Genomic DNA, 15,525 nt, shown 5'->3' on the forward strand with positions numbered 1-15,525 from the left:
TTACATCGGGTTCTGTGGGCGCCACGGTTCGATAAGCGCATCCAGGTTCAGGGCGTCGGCAAAGTCCAGGAACTGATCGCGCAGCCAGCTGATCTGGGTGCCGGCCGGCAGGATCACGGTGAACTGGGCGTTGAGCATACTGCTGCCAGTCTGCGGCGCCAGGTAGGTGTCGCAGGTCATCGCTTCGAGCTCGACGCGGTGGTCGAGGAAGAACTGGCACAGCTCATTGATGATGTCCGGGCGATAGGCGGCGCTGACATAGGCCACATAAGGCAGGGCCTGCGGGCGCACTTCCTGGTCGGCGCTGCGCACCACATCCAGGGTCAGGCCGTGCTTCTTGCCCAGGCCCGGCAAAATGGCTTCAAGGCGCGCCAGGGCGTCCCAGCTACCGCCGACCTGCAGCACCAGCGCGCTGGTCTCGCCATGACGGGACAGACGCGAGGTGACCACCGCGCAACGATTGTCGAACGCGGCGCGGCTAAGGACGTTGGCCAGCTCCATCGGGTTGGGGCCCAAGGCACTGATGACAAGGAATTGTTCGCGGACTGTGGGGGTGGACATGCAGCATTCCTAAAGCGATGAGCGGTCGGGGCAGGACGGGGGCTAGCTTCCTTTTGCGCAGGGTCCCAGGCCGGTGAAGGCGGTCATGGACGCACGTGGGGAGCACTGTCGACGGCCCGACGGGCCGCGCTGCACCGATCAAAGGATCAAGGGTAGCGAAAAGCAGCGCCGAGGGGAATGCTCCGCCCGCCAGCTTCGCTTGTGCAAGGCCGATGGCGCCAGTACCATTACCGCTCTCTTTTTCCGGCAGGAGCAGTTACATGATTGCGGGCAGTATGGTGGCATTGGTCACACCCATGGATGCACAAGGGCGTCTTGATTGGGACAGCCTCGGCAAACTTGTAGACTTCCACCTGGAAAAAGGCACGCATGCAATCGTCGCTGTCGGCACCACCGGTGAGTCGGCGACCCTGAGTGTCGAAGAGCACATTCAGGTCATCGAGTTCGTGGTCAAGCGGGTCGCTAAGCGCATCCCGGTCATCGCCGGTACCGGGGCCAACTCCACCTCCGAAGCCGTGCACCTGACCCAGAACGCCAAGAACGCTGGCGCCGACGCCTGCCTGCTGGTGGTACCGTACTACAACAAGCCGACCCAGGAAGGCTTGTACCAGCACTTCAAGCACATCGCCGAAGCCGTCGACATTCCGCAGATCCTCTATAACGTACCCGGCCGCACCTCCTGCGACATGCAGGCCGAGACGGTGATCCGCCTGTCGACCGTGCCCAACATCATCGGTATCAAGGAAGCCACTGGCGACCTGGACCGCGCCAAGGCCATCATCGATGGCGTCAGCAAAGACTTCATCGTCCTGTCCGGCGATGATCCGACTGCGGTCGAGCTGATCTTGTTGGGTGGCAAAGGCAACATCTCCGTTACCGCCAACGTCGCCCCGCGCGAAATGGCCGATCTGTGCGAGGCCGCCCTTGAGGGCAATGCCGAGAAGGCCCGCGCGATCAACGAAAAACTCATGCCGCTGCACAAAGACCTGTTCTGCGAAGCCAACCCGATTCCGGTGAAGTACGCGCTCGTGGAAATGGGCCTGATGCAACAAGGTATTCGCCTGCCGCTGACCTGGCTGAGCGAAGGTTGTCACGAAAAAGTCCGTACTGCCTTGCGCCAGTCCGGCGTACTGGTTTAATCGAGGAAGTACACCGCATGAAGCGACTGGCTGGTCTTTCCGCCCTTGCCCTGATCATTTCCAGCACCAGCGGTTGCGGGTGGCTGTGGGGCGACGAGGGTTATTTCCGCGACCGCGGCAGCGATTACCTGCAGGCGCAACCGACCGCGCCAATGCAGCTGCCGCCGGACGCTGCCAACGTCAAGCGCCTCGATCCGCTGTTGCCGATCCCGCGTAACGTGGCTGACGACACCGCCACCGGCGAGTACGAAGTACCGCGTCCGCAACCGCTGACGTCCGGTGCCGATATCAGCGACTTCAGCCTGCAGCGCAGCGGCAGCAGCCGTTGGGTACTGGCCCAGCGCTCGCCAGCCGAAGTCTGGCCGGTGACTCACCAGTTCTTCGAGGACAACGGTTTCCGTATCGCCGAAGAGCGCCCGCAGACCGGCGAATTCACCACCACCTGGCAGCGTTTCGATGAGCTCTCGGCATCGCTCGGCCAGCGCCTGGCCAGCTCCGCCAGCAGCAGCGACAGCGAAGTACGGGTACGGGTACGCATGGAGCCTGGTGTGCAGCGCAACACCTCCGAGGTGTATGTGGTCAGCGCCGAGCGCCCGGCTGGCAGCACTGCCGAGACCGAGTTCCCGTCCAGCTCCACCAACACCGCTGTCGATGCCCTGCTGGTCGACGAAATGCTCGCCAGCATGAACCGCAGCGCCGAGAAGGGTGGTTCGGTCTCGCTGTTGGCCGCACGTGATTTCGACGCACCAAGCCGCGTCAGCCTGAGCGAAGACGGCAGCGGCAACCCGGTGCTGTACCTGGGTTCTGACCTCGACCGCGCCTGGTCTGGCGTAGGTCGCGCCCTGGAGCAGGGTGAGTGGCGCGTCGAAGACATCAACCGCAGCCTGGGCCTGTACTACATCAACTTGTCCGAAAAACCTGACGACAAGCAGAACCAGCCAGGCTTCTTCAGCCGCCTGTTCGGCAGCGAGCCGACCAAGGAAGAGCGTGAAGAACGCGCCGAGCGTTATCAGGTGCGCCTGAGCAAGGTCGGCGAGAGCGTGCAGGTTACCGTCGAGAAGAACATCAACACCGTGGCCCCGGCCGATGTTGCCCGCCGCGTGCTGAGCGCCATTCAGGATCACCTGGGTTAAGTGCGCTTCGCGGTACTGGGAAGCGGCAGCCAGGGAAACGGCACGCTGATCGCCAGTGGTGACACGTTCATCCTGGTCGATTGCGGGTTCTCCCTGCGCGAAACCGAGCGGCGCCTGGCGCTGCTCGGGGTCAAGGCAGCGCAACTGAGCGCGGTATTGGTCACCCACGAGCATGCCGATCATGTGCATGGCGTAGGCTTGCTGTCACGGCGCTATAATGTACCGGTCTACCTCAGCCAGGGCACCTTGCGCGGTTTGCGCAAGCCGGTGGAGGTGGCCGGTTTTCTCGGTTGTGGCGACACCCTCGGCATTGGCACCTTGCAGGTCAGCGCGGCGCGGGTCGAGCATGATGCCTACGAGCCGTTGCAGTACGTGATCAGCGACGGTCGTCGGCGCTTCGGCATGCTGACTGACCTGGGCTGCTACGATGCACGCCTGCTGGAGCGCTACCAGGGCCTGGATGCACTGTTGATCGAGGCCAACCACTGCCGCGACCTGCTTGCCCGCGGCCATTACCCGCATTTCTTGAAATTGCGGGTCGGTGGCAACCAAGGACATTTGAACAACCACCAGGCCGCCAACCTGGTGGCCGAGCTGGGATGGCAGCACCTGCAGCACCTGGTGCTGGCGCATCTGAGCAGCAAGAACAACCTGCCACAACTGGCCCGTCAGTGCTTCGTCGACACCTTGGGGTGCGACCCGGACTGGCTCCAGGTGGCGAATCAGGAACACGGGCTCGACTGGCGCGAAATCGCCTAGCCCAACTACTCAAGCAAGCGGAGCCCAATCATGGAAAAACGCGAAGAACTCTACCGCGGCAAGGCCAAATCGGTTTACAAGACCGACGACGCCGACCGCTTGATCCTGCTGTTCCGTAACGACACCTCGGCGTTCGACGGCAAGCGCATCGAACAGCTCGATCGCAAAGGCATGGTGAACAATAAGTTCAACGCCTTCATCATGCAAAAGCTTGAAGAAGCCGGCGTGCCAACCCAGTTCGACAAACTGCTGGGCGACAACGAGTGCCTGGTGAAGAAGCTCGACATGATCCCGGTCGAATGCGTCGTGCGTAACTACGCCGCCGGCAGCCTGGTCAAGCGCCTGGGCGTCGAGGAAGGCATCAAGCTCGAGCCCTCGACCTTCGAACTGTTCCTCAAGAACGACGAGAAGGGCGACCCGTTCATCAACGAATCCCACGTGGTTGCGTTCGGCTGGGGCACCGCCGAGCAACTGGTGGAGATGAAGAAGCTGTCGCTGAAGGTCAACGAAGTGCTGAACAAGCTGTTCGATGACGCCGGCCTGCTGCTGGTCGACTTCAAGCTGGAGTTCGGCGTATTCCACGGCCAGATCGTCCTGGGCGACGAGTTCAGCCCAGACGGCTGCCGCCTGTGGGACAAAGAAACCCGCAAGAAGATGGACAAGGACCGCTTCCGCCAGGGTCTGGGCGACGTGATCGAAGCCTACGAAGAAGTTGCCAAGCGCCTGGGCGTGCCGCTGTAAGGCCCGCATTGACGCAAGCGTTTGATACCACGCGAATTTTTTTCAAATAAAGGTTTGCCTTTCGCGAAATCGCTGGTATCATGCGCGCCACTGGAGAGATGCCGGAGTGGTCGAACGGGACGGATTCGAAATCCGTTGTACTGGCAACAGTACCTAGGGTTCAAATCCCTATCTCTCCGCCATATATACGAAACCCCTGAAGTCCTTGGCTTCAGGGGTTTTTCGTTTTCCGCTGTTGGAAAATGCCTGCAAGCATTGCACCCCGTCCGCGCCTTGTAGAGAATCGCCTCCTTTGCCTCGAAGGGATGCGTGCAAATGAAGAGCGATGGGAGCATGTTCGAAATTACTCAGTTGGTCATCGCCCTGGTGCTGTTCTTCTTGCTCGATCAGTTCCTGAAGCCTTACCCGCTGCGCAAGTGGCTAGGGGTGGCGTTACTGGTAGCGGGTGCCATTGGCTGCGTTAGCGCAGGTCAGGTGTTCGTGATGGGCGCTGATCTGGGATTGCTGTCAGTGTTTGCCTTGGCGCTCGGGGTGGGCTTGTTCCTCAAGCGGCGGCGATTCGTGGAAGTTGGCTGAATTAGAATCCTGTAAAGCCCCTGTTTTCAGCGATGAAGTCAGGGGCTTTTTGTCCATTCAGCGAGCTGCATCGCCGAGCGGTTGTTCTGTCGCAAGCGAGACTTCCTGCGACAAGGCTTTGGCCATACCCGAAAGATAATGCACTGCTGTCATCAAAGTCGGCGCGTTTTTCAGATCCTGATTGATAGCGAGATCGCTGAGCATGTGCGCGCAACTTATCAGCGTTGTTGATTGTTCCAGCGCATAGTTCACGGCATGGCCGGCGACCACTCGAAACAGTGGTTCTGGATTATTGATGTCGCCGCTATCACCGAAACCCGCTATGCCATGCGTGGTTGCAAGGGCTTCTTTATCCTTGGTCATTCTCTCTCTCCTTGATTTGAATAATCCTGTCAGTGCCGTAAGTTGACGCGGCTCAACGCAACTTCCACCAGGCTGCGGGCATTTTCGATTTCATGTATCGCCGCAAGGGTCATGAATTGGCCAGGGGGCAGGGTGTGCAGCAGCATTGTTTGTTGAGCGACGGTAAGTGCGCAGACCAGGTATTCGGAGGTTTGAATAAGGATGTCTTCGAGGGAGGAGTCGCTTGAGTAGAGCGGTGGGTCAGGGACAATCTTTAGCATATGCACCTCTGGGATCAGTGGGGCTGCTACAGACCTGCTGTCAAACAAGAGGGTGGCAGCTGTACACGGGTTGACAGACCGAGGATCCCAGAGAACCCGGCGCACACAAGGTGCCCCGCGTACAGCCGCCATAAACGGTGCACGTGTTCCGAGATCTGTTAGGCCTGTCAAAGCCGGTCGCTGATTTGGCAGCGACCGGCTGAGACTAGGGACAGTTCGCGGCAGTGGCAACGGCTTGAGGGCGCGCGCAGTCTGTTTGGGAAATGGACTACAGGCTATCGGGAAATTCTGATTAAGCGGTGTAGGAATGGTGTTGTTTTCGCCGGGATGGCCTCATCGCGGGCAAGCCCGCTGCTACAGGTGGCGGGGTGTTTTTATAATGGCGGATCGGATCCAATAGTTTGAACGGTATATGGAAATGGGTTAGGATCCGCGCGCCATCAGTATGCTGGCGCATCATTATTTAAAGGACTTTGTATGAAAAAGCTGTTCAAAGCTACCGTTGCAGTAGCAGTCGTTTCGGGTGTTGCACTGCTGTCGGGCTGCACCGGTCAGGTCTACAACCAGCAAAAGAATTGCTCCTACGACTACCTGTTCCACCCTTCGGTTTCTATCTCTAAAGTTATCGGCGGCTGCGGTCCAATCGACAAGCTGCCACGCCCGCAGTAATTTTAGATGCCCGACTGAACCCTTCTGGATTCAGTCCAAAACCCCCTGGCATGAAAGTGCCAGGGGGTTTTTGTTTATGGCCCTGGGCGCGGCGTTTGGTCACTGAGGCATCCCGCCACCTTGCGCCGGCCTGCGCAATTTGTTTGTGCTGGCATTTGGGTTACAATCGGCGAAACGTTTCAGCCCTGGCCGGTCAATTCGACCATCGGCTGGCGTCCCTGTTTCTAAGCTGCTGACTCCAATGATCAATAACAAGCGTGCGCTGAAGGACATGGATAAACGAGGCCCGGCCTAGGCCTTCCTTACGTGCTAACGATTGGAATTGATCAATGTTCAAGAAAGCTGGCAAGACCCTGCTGGGTCTGGCTGTAGCGGCAAGCCTGATGCAGGCGCACGCTGACGAAGCCAAGAAAGTCGACGTGCTGCTGGTTGGCGGCGGCATCATGAGTTCGACCCTGGCGGTCTGGCTCAACGAGCTGGAGCCTAGCTGGTCGATGGAGATGGTCGAGCGCCTGGATGGCGTGGCTGAAGAAAGCTCCAACGGCTGGAACAACGCCGGTACCGGCCACTCCGCCCTGGCCGAGCTGAACTACACCCCGGAAGACAAAGACGGCAACGTCAATATCTCCAAGGCCATCGAGATCAACGAGTCGTTCCAGATCTCCCGCCAGTTCTGGTCGTGGCAGGTCCGTCAGGGTGTGCTGAACAACCCGCGCTCGTTCATCAACACCACCCCGCACATGAGCTTCGTCTGGGGTGATGACAACATCAAGTTCCTCAAGAAGCGTTACGACGCGCTGCAAACCAGCCCGCTGTTCCGCCCGATGCAGTACTCCGAAGACCACGCGCAAATCGCCAAGTGGGTTCCGCTGATGATGGAAGGGCGTGACCCGAACCAGAAGCTGGCCGTGACCTGGACGCCGATCGGCACCGACGTCAACTTCGGCGAGATCACCCGCCAGTTCGTCAAGCACCTGCAAACCCGCGAGAACTTCGACCTCAAGCTGTCCAGCGAAGTGCAGGACATCACCCGCAACGAAGACGGCTCCTGGCACGTCGAGTACAAGAACCTCAAGGACGGCACCACCACCGCCACCGACGCCAAGTTCCTGTTCATCGGTGCTGGCGGCGGCGCGCTGAAGCTGCTGCAAAAATCCGGCATCCCGGAAGCCAAGGAATACGCAGGCTTCCCGGTGGGTGGCTCGTTCCTGGTGACCGAGAACCCGACCATTGCCATGCAGCACATGGCCAAGGCCTACGGCATCGCCTCGACCGGCGCGCCACCCATGTCGGTGCCGCACCTCGATACCCGCGTGCTCGATGGCAAGCGCGTGATCCTGTTTGGCCCATTCGCGACCTTCTCGACCAAGTTCCTCAAGAACGGCTCGTACCTGGACCTGCTGAGCAGCACCACGCTGCACAACGTCTGGCCGATGACCAAGGTCGGTGTCGATCAGTACCCGCTGGTCGAGTACCTCGCAGGCCAGCTGATGCTGTCTGACGACGATCGCTTCGCGGCCCTGCAGACCTACTTCCCGCACGCCAAGAAAGAAGACTGGCGTCTGTGGCAGGCCGGTCAGCGCGTGCAGATCATCAAGCGTGACGAAGACAAGGGGGGCGTGCTGAAGCTGGGCACCGAAGTGGTCACCTCCCAGGACCGCTCGATCGCAGGCCTGCTGGGTGCATCGCCAGGTGCCTCGACCGCCGCGCCGATCATGCTGACCGTGCTCGAAACCGTGTTCAAAGAGAAAGTCGCCACGCCTGAGTGGCAAGCCAAGCTGCACCAGATCGTGCCGAGCTACGGCACCAAGCTGAACGACTCGCCAGCCGCGGTGCAGAAAGAGTGGAACTACACCTCTGAAGTGCTGCAGCTGGAGAAGCCACCGGTCATCGATCAGACCGTGGGCACCGACACTACCCCGAGCAAGCCGGTTGAAGCCAATCCTGCGAGCGACATGGCGTTGTAAGACCGCGTTGGGCCTGGCGGCATGAAGGTGTTGCCTGTGCCGGCCCCATCGCGGGGCCAGTAGTTTCACCCAAGAACCACGAGGTTAACCCCTCGTGGTTTTTTTATGCCCATCCACCTAGTGAGAGTGGCGTGGCATGCCGCCTTCGCGGGCGATCACCTTCATGTGCAGGGTGGCCGGCTCCAGGCAGCCGCCGGTGGACAGCTGCCCGACCAATTGGCGATACAGCTCTTGCCAAGGGGTTTGCGAGGCCAGGACGTTCGGCGTCCAGGCGGCGCGACGGCGGGCCATCTCGTCTTCGTCCACCAGCAGGTCGACCCGTCGTTGGTTGAGGTCGACGCGCAACCGGTCGTTGGTTTGCAGCAGTGCCAGGCCGCCACCCACCGCCGCTTCCGGCGACATGTTGAGGATCGACGGGCTGGCCGAGGTGCCGCTCTGGCGACCGTCGCCCAGGCATGGCAGCGAATCGACGCCGCGCTTGATCAGCGCTGCAGGCGGAGCCATGTTGACCACTTCGGCACTGCCCGGGTAGCCAACGGTTCCGGCACCGCGAATGACCAGGATGCAGCGCTCGTCGATGTCCAGCGCCGGGTCATCGATCCGCGCGTGATAGTCCTCGGGGCCCTCGAAGACGATCGCCCGGGCCTCGAAGCTGTTTTCCTTGCCTGGTTCCGACAGGTAGGTCTGGCGGAAGGCTTCGCCGACCACCGACATCTTCATGATCGCGCTGTCGAAGAAGTTGCCGCTGAGCACGATGAAGCCGGCGCCATGCTTGAGTGGCGCGTCGTAGGGCAGGATCACGTCGGTGTTGCTGGTGACGCTGTCGCTGACGATCTGGCCGATGCTCTTGCCGCTGACCGTGGCGCAGTCTCGATGCAGGCGGCCGGCCTTGTGCAGCTCGTGCATCACGGCCGGTACGCCACCTGCACGGTGGAAACCTTCGCCCAGGTACTTGCCTGCCGGCATGCAGTTGACCAGCAGCGGCACGCTTTCGCCGACCCGCTGCCAGTCGTCCAGCGACAACTCGATGCCCATGTGCCGGGCGATGGCGATCAGGTGCGGCGGACAGTTGCTCGAGGCGCCCAAGGCCGAAGCGACGGCGATGGCGTTTTCGAATGCCTGGTGGGTCATGATCGCGGAAGGGCGTACATCCTCCATGACCAACTCGCAGATGCGCTTACCGGTGGCGTAGGCCATCTGCCCACGCTCGCGGTAGGGCGCCGGGATGCTGGCGCAACCTGGCAGGGACATGCCCAGGGCTTCGGCCAGTGCGTTCATCGACAGCGCCGTGCCCATGGTGTTGCAGTGGCCCACCGACGGCGAGGCGGCGGTGGTCATTTCCATGAAGCCTTCGTAGTCGATCTCCCCAGCGGCCATCAAGTTGCGCGCATGCCAGAGCACCGTGCCGGAGCCGATCAACTGCCCTTTGTGGTGACCATCGAGCATCGGCCCGCCCGACAGCACGATTGCCGGCAGGTCGGTGGTGGCTGCGGCCATCAGGCAGGCCGGGGTGGTCTTGTCGCAGCCAGTGGTCAATACCACGCCGTCCAGCGGGTAGCCATGCAGGATCTCCACCAGGCCCAGGTAGGCCAGGTTGCGATCCAGCGCGGCCGTGGGGCGGCGGCTTTGCTCGGCGATCGGATGCACCGGGAACTCCATCGGGATGCCACCGGCATCGCGGATACCGGCCTTGACCCGTTGCGCCAGTTCGATGTGGTGACGATTGCACGGGGTAAGGTCGCTGCCGGTCTGGGCGATGCCGATGATGGGCCGCCCCGATTGCAGTTCGTCGCGGGTCAGGCCGTAGTTCATGTAGCGCTCGACATACAGCGCCGTCATGTCGGCGTGGCTTGGGTCGTCGAACCATTGCTGGCTGCGCAGGGGGCGTTTCGGGGTCTGGCTCATGTCAGGGTCTCTCTTGTCTTTATGGGGCGCAGGTCAGCGTTGCAAGACGCTGGCGTGAACAGGTGCGATAGGGGCAGCCGCACCGCGGCCGACGGCGTCATCCAGCGCGGTCAGGTCACGGCCACGGGTTTCGGTCGACAGCAGGGTGCCGAGCAGGGTAAGGCCGGTGAGCGCCAAGGTATACAGGGCCAGCACCCAATAGCCGCCACCGGCAAGGCCGACCAGGAAGATACCGAGGATCGGCGCCAGGCCGCCGGAGAGCATCGCGCCGATCTCTCGCGACAGCGCCACCCCGCTATAGCGATAGCGGTTGCCGAACAACTCGGTGAAATGCGCGCATTGGGCACCGAGCATGCTGTTGGCGGCCAGGGCGAAGCCACCGACCACGGCGATGCACACCAGGGTCGGGTCGCCGCTGTCGATCATCCACCACGACGGGAAGGCCCACAACGCGCCGAACAGAGCGCCGCCGCGGTATACCGCCAGGCGCCCATAACGGTCCGATAGCGCGCCGAATAGCGGCGTGGTGAAAATGCTGAGGATACTCGCCGCCAGCACCGCATTGGTGCCGATGCCCGCCAGGTTGGCGCCGCTCTCGCCCAGGTGACGGCTGGCAAAACCCGTGAGAAAGGCAATCGAGACCGTGGCGTACAGGGTCGAGCAGCCGGTTTCGGCCATGCGCATCAAGGTGGTGGCGGCCAGTGGCCGGCGGGCGTTGCGCAGCACTGCACGCATCGGCGACTCGATCACCTGTTGGTTCTGGCTGAGCTGCTGGAAGACCGGGCTTTCCTTGAGCTTCAGGCGAATCCACACCGCCATGAAGATCAGTACCACGCTGGCCAGGAACGGCAAGCGCCAGCCCCAGTCGAGCAGTTGCTCTTGGGTTAACGTGGCCTGTAGCACGCGAAAGGTGATGGTCGCCAGGGCCAGCCCGCTGAACACCCCAATGAACGGCAGGGCCGCGTAGAAGCCGCGACGCTCGCGCGGCGCCAGCTCGGCCATCAGGGTGGCCGCGCCGGTCTGCTCGGCACCGGCGCCAAAGCCTTGCAGCAGGCGCAGCAGCACCAGCAGCACGGCCCCGGTGGGCCCGGTGGGCAGCAGGCCGATCAGGGTAGTCGCCGCGCCCATCAGCGCGATGGTCAGCAGCAACACCAGCTTGCGCCCTTTGCGATCACCCAGCGAGCCGAAGAACAGCCCCCCGAACGGCCGCGCCAGAAACCCCGCGCCGTAGGTGGCGAAACTGGCCAGCAAGGCGCCGGTGGTGCCCAGCGAGGGGAAGAAGATATGCCCGAAGACCAGCGCCGAAGCCAGCCCGTAGAGGGCGAAATCGTAGTACTCCAGGGCACTGCCGACGGCGCCGGTATAAATCGCTCGGCGCAGTTGGCGGGGATCGGGCGTGGGGGGGACGTTGCTCTCGGTTTGCATGTTCTGCCTCGCTTGTTGTTGTTATGGGCGCAGCGGGTAAGTGGGCTTAGCGTTGCAGCAACCCTCGTTGCGCCAGGTTGCGCATCAGTGCAGCCAGGCCGAAGGTCCAGGGCGCAGCCTGGTCACTGCGGCTGACTTGGTTGTGCAGGGCACCGAGCAACGGGCTTGAGATGGTCACCAGGTCACCGGCCTTGTGGGTGAACCCCGCGCCTGGGTGATCGCGGTCTTCGGTCGGCGCGAACAGGGTGCCGAGGAACAGCAAGAAACCATCGGGGTATTGGTGGTTGCGGTTGAGGGTCTGGCGCACCAGGTCCTCGGGGTCGCGGCTGATCTGGTCCATCGAGCTGCTTCCGGCGAGCACGAAGCCATCGCTGCCGCGCACCTCAAGGTCGACCACGCAGTTGCGCACCGCATCGAGGTCGAAGGTTTCGTCGAACAGTCGAATGAACGGGCCAATCGCGCAGGAGGCATTGTTGTCCTTGGCCTTGCTCAGCAGCAATGCGCTGCGCCCTTCGAAATCACGCAGGTTGACGTCGTTGCCCAGGGTCGCGCCGTGGATGCGCCCACGGCTGTCGACAGCCAGCACCACTTCCGGCTCGGGGTTGTTCCATTGCGAGCCTGGGTGCACGCCGATCACGCTGCCGCTGCCCACCGCCGCCAGCACCGGGGCCTTGGTGAACACTTCGGCGTCCGGGCCGATGCCCACTTCCAGGTACTGCGACCACATGCCTTGCTCGATCAACAGGGCCTTGAGGGCCATGGCCTGTTCCGAGCCAGGCTTGACCGCACGCAGGTTGTCGCCGATCACCGCACTCACCGTCGCTCGCACTGCCTCGGCGCGGGCTGCGTCGCCGCCCGCCTGCTCCTCGATGACCCGTTCGATCATGCTCGCGGCGAAGGTCACTCCGGCGGCCTTGATCACTTGCAGGTCCAGCGGCGGCAGCAGGTAGGGACGGCTGCTGTCAGGTTGGCTGGCGCTGTTGGCCAGCAGCTCTTGCACGCTGCCGATGAAGCGCCCGGCCGTCGCGCGCAAGGCGTGCAGGGGGGATTCGCTTTCAAGCAGTTCGCTCAAGGTGGCGAAGCGCTCGGACAGGTCGAACACGCCATCGGCGCGCAGCACGATCGGCGAGGGGCCGGCGATCTGGCCAGGGATCCAGGCCCGACCGACCAGGGTGCCGGTGAGGCCGTCGTGGGGCAGGGTGTTGGCGGGAGTAAGGGTCAGCGGCATGGCAGAAGGTCTCTTGAGTCCTGAAAGCTGCACGCTAGGTAAGCGACGCGATAAACTCCAATGGCATCTTTTCACTAATCGATAACATCAGGTTATTGCACCAAAGGTGGATACCATGTCGGACCTGTCGTTCTCCCACGTTTGCAACTGGCTCAAGTTCCGCCATCTACTGCTCATCGACACCCTTGGCCGCACCCGCAACATGCACCTGGCTGCCCAGCAGATGAACCTCAGCCAGCCGGCGATCAGCAAGATGCTCAAAGAGATCGAAAGCCTGCTGGGCTTTGCCTTGTTCGAACGTCAACCGCGCAGCATGCCGCCCACGGCCCTGGGCGAGCAGGTGCTGCGTTATGCCCAGGTCGCCCTCAACGATGCGCGCAATTTCGTCGACCAGATCGGCAGCCTGCGCCAGGGCGGGCATGGCCATCTCAAAGTGGGTGGGATCTTCGCCGCCACCGCCGTCGCCCTGCCGGATGCCATCGTGCAGATCAAGCAACGCTGGCCGTTGCTGTCGATAGAAGTGGTCGAGCAGACCAGCGACCATTTGATGGAGATGCTCGATGACAAGATCCTGCACCTGGCGGTAGCGCGCTTCACTGACGAGGCCCAGCGCCAGCGTTTCGACTTCCAGGCACTGGCGCCGGAGCCGTTCTGTTTCGTGGTCAATCAGCAGCACCCGCTGTGCGACCACGGCCCGGTAACCCTGCAGCAGTTGCTCGAATGGCCATGGATTCTCTACCCCAAGGGCACGCCGATCAGGGGCCGCATGGAACGCGCCTTCGCCGAGGCGGGAGTCGGGGTGCCACGCAACACCATCGATACCATTTCCATGCAGACCTTTCTTAAGGTGCTGCAGGGCGGACCGATGATCGGCATGTTGCCCCAGGCCATGGTCGAGCCGCACCTGGCCAGCGGCGTGCTGCGCATCCTCGATACGCCCTTGCATCTGGCGCCGCAGGACTACGGCATTCTCACCCGCAAAGGTGAAGTGCTCAGTGGCGCGGCGCTGGAGTTTGCCCAGATCCTGTTGGCCGATGCGCAGAAAGCACGAGAAATCCGATAACGATCTGTTATCGGATGATCCACAAATGCCATTGGGAAAGAATCGCAGGCCCGCCTAGATTAGCGACCAGTGTTTTCCAGCATGCCAAGGAACATCCATGACTCCGAACGCAGGTCAGCAATTTATCGGCGGCGCCCGTAGCGGCGCAGGCCAACCGCTGTTGCACAGCATCGACGCCCACACCGGCCAGGCCTTGCCGGGGGCCTTTTACCAGGCCAGCGACGTCGAGGTCGACGCTGCCGCACGTGCCGCCGCCCAGGCCTATCCCGTCTATCGGGCACTGGCGCCGCAGCGTCGGGCGCAGTTTCTCGACAGCATCGCCGAACAGCTCGATGCCCTGGGAGAAGACTTCATCGCCCTGGTCAGCCGCGAGACGGCGTTGCCGGCGGCGCGTATCCAGGGTGAGCGCGCTCGCACCAGCGGTCAGTTGCGCTTGTTTGCCCAGCTACTGCGTCGCGGTGATTTCCTCGCAGCCCGCATCGATCGCGCTCAACCGCAGCGCACGCCGCTGCCGCGTAGCGATATCCGCCAGTGCCGCATGGGCCTTGGCCCGGTAGCGGTGTTTGGTGCCAGCAACTTCCCCTTGGCCTTTTCCACTGCCGGTGGCGACACCGCTGCGGCGCTGGCGGCCGGCTGCCCGGTGGTGTTCAAGGCCCACAGCGGGCATATGGCCACTGCCGAGGCGGTCGCCCAGGCCATCATTCGTGCGGCCGAGCGCTGCGCCATGCCGGCTGGCGTGTTCAACATGATCTTCGGTGCCGGGGTCGGTGAAGCGCTGGTCAAGCATCCGGCGATCCAGGCAGTGGGCTTTACCGGTTCGCTCAAGGGCGGGCGAGCGCTGTGCGACATGGCGGCGGCACGTGCGCAACCGATCCCGGTGTTTGCCGAGATGAGCAGCATCAACCCGGTGATCGTCTTGCCAGAGGCGCTGGCGAGCCGAGGTGAGGCCATTGCTGGCGAGCTGGCCGCCTCGGTGGTGCTGGGCTGCGGACAGTTCTGTACCAACCCAGGGCTGGTGTTGGGCGTGCGTTCTGCGCCGTTCAGCGCTTTCGTCGAGCAATTGCAGGCGCGTATCGCCGACCAGCCGCCGCAGACCATGCTCAACGCTGGCACCCTGCGCAGCTATGCCCAGGGTGTGGCTCAGCTCAAGGCGCACCCGGGCATCCGCCACCTGGCCGGCGCCGAGCAGCCAGCAGGGCGGGCCTGCGCGCAGCTGTTCCAGGCCGATGCCGAGTTGCTGTTGAGCGGTGAACCGTTGCTTCAGGAAGAAGTGTTCGGTCCTGCCACGGTATTGGTCGAGGTCGCCGATCGCAGCGAGTTGCTGGCGGCGCTGGCGGCGCTCGGCGGGCAACTGACGGCCACCCTGATTGGCGAGCCGGCTGAGTTGGCCGAGGCCTGCGACCTGGTGGCGCTGCTCGAACACAAGGCCGGGCGCCTGCTGATCAACGGCTACCCGACCGGCGTCGAGGTCTGCGAGGCGATGGTCCACGGCGGGCCGTATCCAGCCACTTCCGACAGCCGCGGCACCTCGGTCGGCACCCTGGCGATCGATCGCTTCCTGCGCCCGGTGTGCTACCAGAACTTCCCCCAGGCACTGTTGCCCGAGGCGCTACGCGACAGCAACCCACTCGCGCTGCTGCGCCTGGTCGATGGCCAGCCCAGCCGCGACCCTTTGTCCTGACCCGCTGCACCACCGGGCGTACTGCGCCCGGTGCCCTGTCGATAACAACAATCAG

The 15,525-nt window shown here is 62.7% G+C and carries 15 protein-coding genes and 1 tRNA gene; 10 read left to right on the forward strand and 6 right to left on the reverse strand.

Annotated features, from left to right (window positions below):
* The gene (locus OIU19_RS18120; RefSeq protein WP_186555335.1) at positions 1-561 is read right to left on the reverse strand and encodes a glycine cleavage system protein R; all 561 of its coding nucleotides are present in this window, start codon (positions 559-561) and stop codon (positions 1-3) included.
* Between the two features lie 260 nt (positions 562-821).
* Here OIU19_RS18120 and dapA point away from each other — a divergent pair, with 260 nt between their 5' ends.
* From dapA to OIU19_RS18150, 6 genes are all read left to right on the forward strand, one after another.
* Positions 822-1,700, forward strand: a complete 879-nt coding sequence (gene dapA, locus OIU19_RS18125) for a 4-hydroxy-tetrahydrodipicolinate synthase (protein ID WP_264236166.1) — start codon at positions 822-824, stop codon at positions 1,698-1,700.
* Between the two features lie 17 nt (positions 1,701-1,717).
* Complete coding sequence (gene bamC, locus OIU19_RS18130; protein WP_264236167.1) at positions 1,718-2,833, forward strand: outer membrane protein assembly factor BamC; 1,116 nt, start codon at positions 1,718-1,720, stop codon at positions 2,831-2,833.
* Positions 2,834-3,592 carry an MBL fold metallo-hydrolase gene (locus tag OIU19_RS18135; protein WP_264236168.1) on the forward strand — a complete coding sequence of 253 codons (759 nt, stop codon included), beginning with the start codon at positions 2,834-2,836 and terminating at the stop codon, positions 3,590-3,592.
* Positions 3,593-3,622: 30 nt separating this feature from the next.
* Complete coding sequence (gene purC / locus OIU19_RS18140) at positions 3,623-4,333, forward strand: phosphoribosylaminoimidazolesuccinocarboxamide synthase (protein ID WP_008097517.1); 711 nt, start codon at positions 3,623-3,625, stop codon at positions 4,331-4,333.
* Between the two features lie 92 nt (positions 4,334-4,425).
* Positions 4,426-4,515: transfer RNA gene (locus OIU19_RS18145), tRNA-Ser, on the forward strand.
* A 151-nt stretch (positions 4,516-4,666) separates the two neighbouring features.
* Positions 4,667-4,909 carry a hypothetical protein gene (locus OIU19_RS18150; RefSeq protein ID WP_264236169.1) on the forward strand — a complete coding sequence of 81 codons (243 nt, stop codon included), beginning with the start codon at positions 4,667-4,669 and terminating at the stop codon, positions 4,907-4,909.
* Between the two features lie 57 nt (positions 4,910-4,966).
* Here the strand turns inward: OIU19_RS18150 and OIU19_RS18155 are convergent, their stop codons facing one another.
* Both OIU19_RS18155 and OIU19_RS18160 read right to left on the reverse strand, forming a co-directional pair.
* Positions 4,967-5,272 carry a DUF3077 domain-containing protein gene (locus tag OIU19_RS18155; RefSeq protein WP_264236170.1) on the reverse strand — a complete coding sequence of 102 codons (306 nt, stop codon included), beginning with the start codon at positions 5,270-5,272 and terminating at the stop codon, positions 4,967-4,969.
* A 29-nt stretch (positions 5,273-5,301) separates the two neighbouring features.
* Positions 5,302-5,532 (reverse strand): hypothetical protein, encoded by a 231-nt coding sequence (locus OIU19_RS18160; RefSeq protein ID WP_264236171.1) that lies wholly within the window; start codon positions 5,530-5,532, stop codon positions 5,302-5,304.
* A gap of 477 nt (positions 5,533-6,009) precedes the next feature.
* On the opposite strand from OIU19_RS18160, the gene OIU19_RS18165 reads away from it, so the two are divergent.
* Entirely contained in the window at positions 6,010-6,201 is a 192-nt protein-coding gene (locus OIU19_RS18165; RefSeq protein WP_186555326.1) for a DUF4223 family protein, read from the forward strand.
* A 329-nt stretch (positions 6,202-6,530) separates the two neighbouring features.
* The gene (gene mqo / locus OIU19_RS18170) at positions 6,531-8,168 is read left to right on the forward strand and encodes a malate dehydrogenase (quinone) (RefSeq protein ID WP_264236172.1); all 1,638 of its coding nucleotides are present in this window, start codon (positions 6,531-6,533) and stop codon (positions 8,166-8,168) included.
* Positions 8,169-8,285: 117 nt separating this feature from the next.
* Here mqo and OIU19_RS18175 read toward each other — a convergent pair whose 3' ends face one another.
* From OIU19_RS18175 to OIU19_RS18185, 3 genes are read right to left on the reverse strand one after another with little or no spacing between them, the layout of a single operon-like run.
* The gene (locus tag OIU19_RS18175; protein WP_264236174.1) at positions 8,286-10,073 is read right to left on the reverse strand and encodes an IlvD/Edd family dehydratase; all 1,788 of its coding nucleotides are present in this window, start codon (positions 10,071-10,073) and stop codon (positions 8,286-8,288) included.
* Positions 10,074-10,106: 33 nt separating this feature from the next.
* The gene (locus OIU19_RS18180; RefSeq protein WP_186555320.1) at positions 10,107-11,498 is read right to left on the reverse strand and encodes an MFS transporter; all 1,392 of its coding nucleotides are present in this window, start codon (positions 11,496-11,498) and stop codon (positions 10,107-10,109) included.
* Between the two features lie 46 nt (positions 11,499-11,544).
* Positions 11,545-12,726, reverse strand: a complete 1,182-nt coding sequence (locus tag OIU19_RS18185) for a fumarylacetoacetate hydrolase family protein (protein ID WP_264236175.1) — start codon at positions 12,724-12,726, stop codon at positions 11,545-11,547.
* Between the two features lie 115 nt (positions 12,727-12,841).
* On the opposite strand from OIU19_RS18185, the gene OIU19_RS18190 reads away from it, so the two are divergent.
* Positions 12,842-13,789 (forward strand): LysR family transcriptional regulator, encoded by a 948-nt coding sequence (locus OIU19_RS18190; RefSeq protein ID WP_264236176.1) that lies wholly within the window; start codon positions 12,842-12,844, stop codon positions 13,787-13,789.
* Positions 13,790-13,886: 97 nt separating this feature from the next.
* On the forward strand, positions 13,887-15,470 hold the full coding sequence (locus tag OIU19_RS18195) for an aldehyde dehydrogenase (NADP(+)) (protein WP_264236177.1): 1,584 nt from the start codon (positions 13,887-13,889) through the stop codon (positions 15,468-15,470).
* The last annotated feature ends 55 nt before the right edge of the window (positions 15,471-15,525 follow it).

The sequence above is a fragment of the Pseudomonas sp. BT-42-2 genome (assembly GCF_025847435.2).
In the GTDB taxonomy this organism is placed as follows: domain Bacteria; phylum Pseudomonadota; class Gammaproteobacteria; order Pseudomonadales; family Pseudomonadaceae; genus Aquipseudomonas; species Aquipseudomonas urmiensis.

Bases quoted from the DNA above. Each gene is read 5' to 3' on its own strand.
- OIU19_RS18165 (WP_186555326.1), top strand. From the start codon at position 6,010: ATGAAAAAGCTGTTCAAAGCTACCGTTGCAGTAGCAGTCGTTTCGGGT.
- OIU19_RS18120 (WP_186555335.1), bottom strand. From the start codon at position 561: ATGTCCACCCCCACAGTCCGCGAACAATTCCTTGTCATCAGTGCCTTG.
- OIU19_RS18150 (WP_264236169.1), top strand. From the start codon at position 4,667: ATGTTCGAAATTACTCAGTTGGTCATCGCCCTGGTGCTGTTCTTCTTG.
- OIU19_RS18185 (WP_264236175.1), bottom strand. From the start codon at position 12,726: ATGCCGCTGACCCTTACTCCCGCCAACACCCTGCCCCACGACGGCCTC.
- mqo (WP_264236172.1), top strand. From the start codon at position 6,531: ATGTTCAAGAAAGCTGGCAAGACCCTGCTGGGTCTGGCTGTAGCGGCA.
- OIU19_RS18195 (WP_264236177.1), top strand. From the start codon at position 13,887: ATGACTCCGAACGCAGGTCAGCAATTTATCGGCGGCGCCCGTAGCGGC.
- OIU19_RS18155 (WP_264236170.1), bottom strand. From the start codon at position 5,272: ATGACCAAGGATAAAGAAGCCCTTGCAACCACGCATGGCATAGCGGGT.
- OIU19_RS18175 (WP_264236174.1), bottom strand. From the start codon at position 10,073: ATGAGCCAGACCCCGAAACGCCCCCTGCGCAGCCAGCAATGGTTCGAC.
- dapA (WP_264236166.1), top strand. From the start codon at position 822: ATGATTGCGGGCAGTATGGTGGCATTGGTCACACCCATGGATGCACAA.
- bamC (WP_264236167.1), top strand. From the start codon at position 1,718: ATGAAGCGACTGGCTGGTCTTTCCGCCCTTGCCCTGATCATTTCCAGC.
- OIU19_RS18190 (WP_264236176.1), top strand. From the start codon at position 12,842: ATGTCGGACCTGTCGTTCTCCCACGTTTGCAACTGGCTCAAGTTCCGC.
- OIU19_RS18160 (WP_264236171.1), bottom strand. From the start codon at position 5,532: ATGCTAAAGATTGTCCCTGACCCACCGCTCTACTCAAGCGACTCCTCC.
- purC (WP_008097517.1), top strand. From the start codon at position 3,623: ATGGAAAAACGCGAAGAACTCTACCGCGGCAAGGCCAAATCGGTTTAC.
- OIU19_RS18180 (WP_186555320.1), bottom strand. From the start codon at position 11,498: ATGCAAACCGAGAGCAACGTCCCCCCCACGCCCGATCCCCGCCAACTG.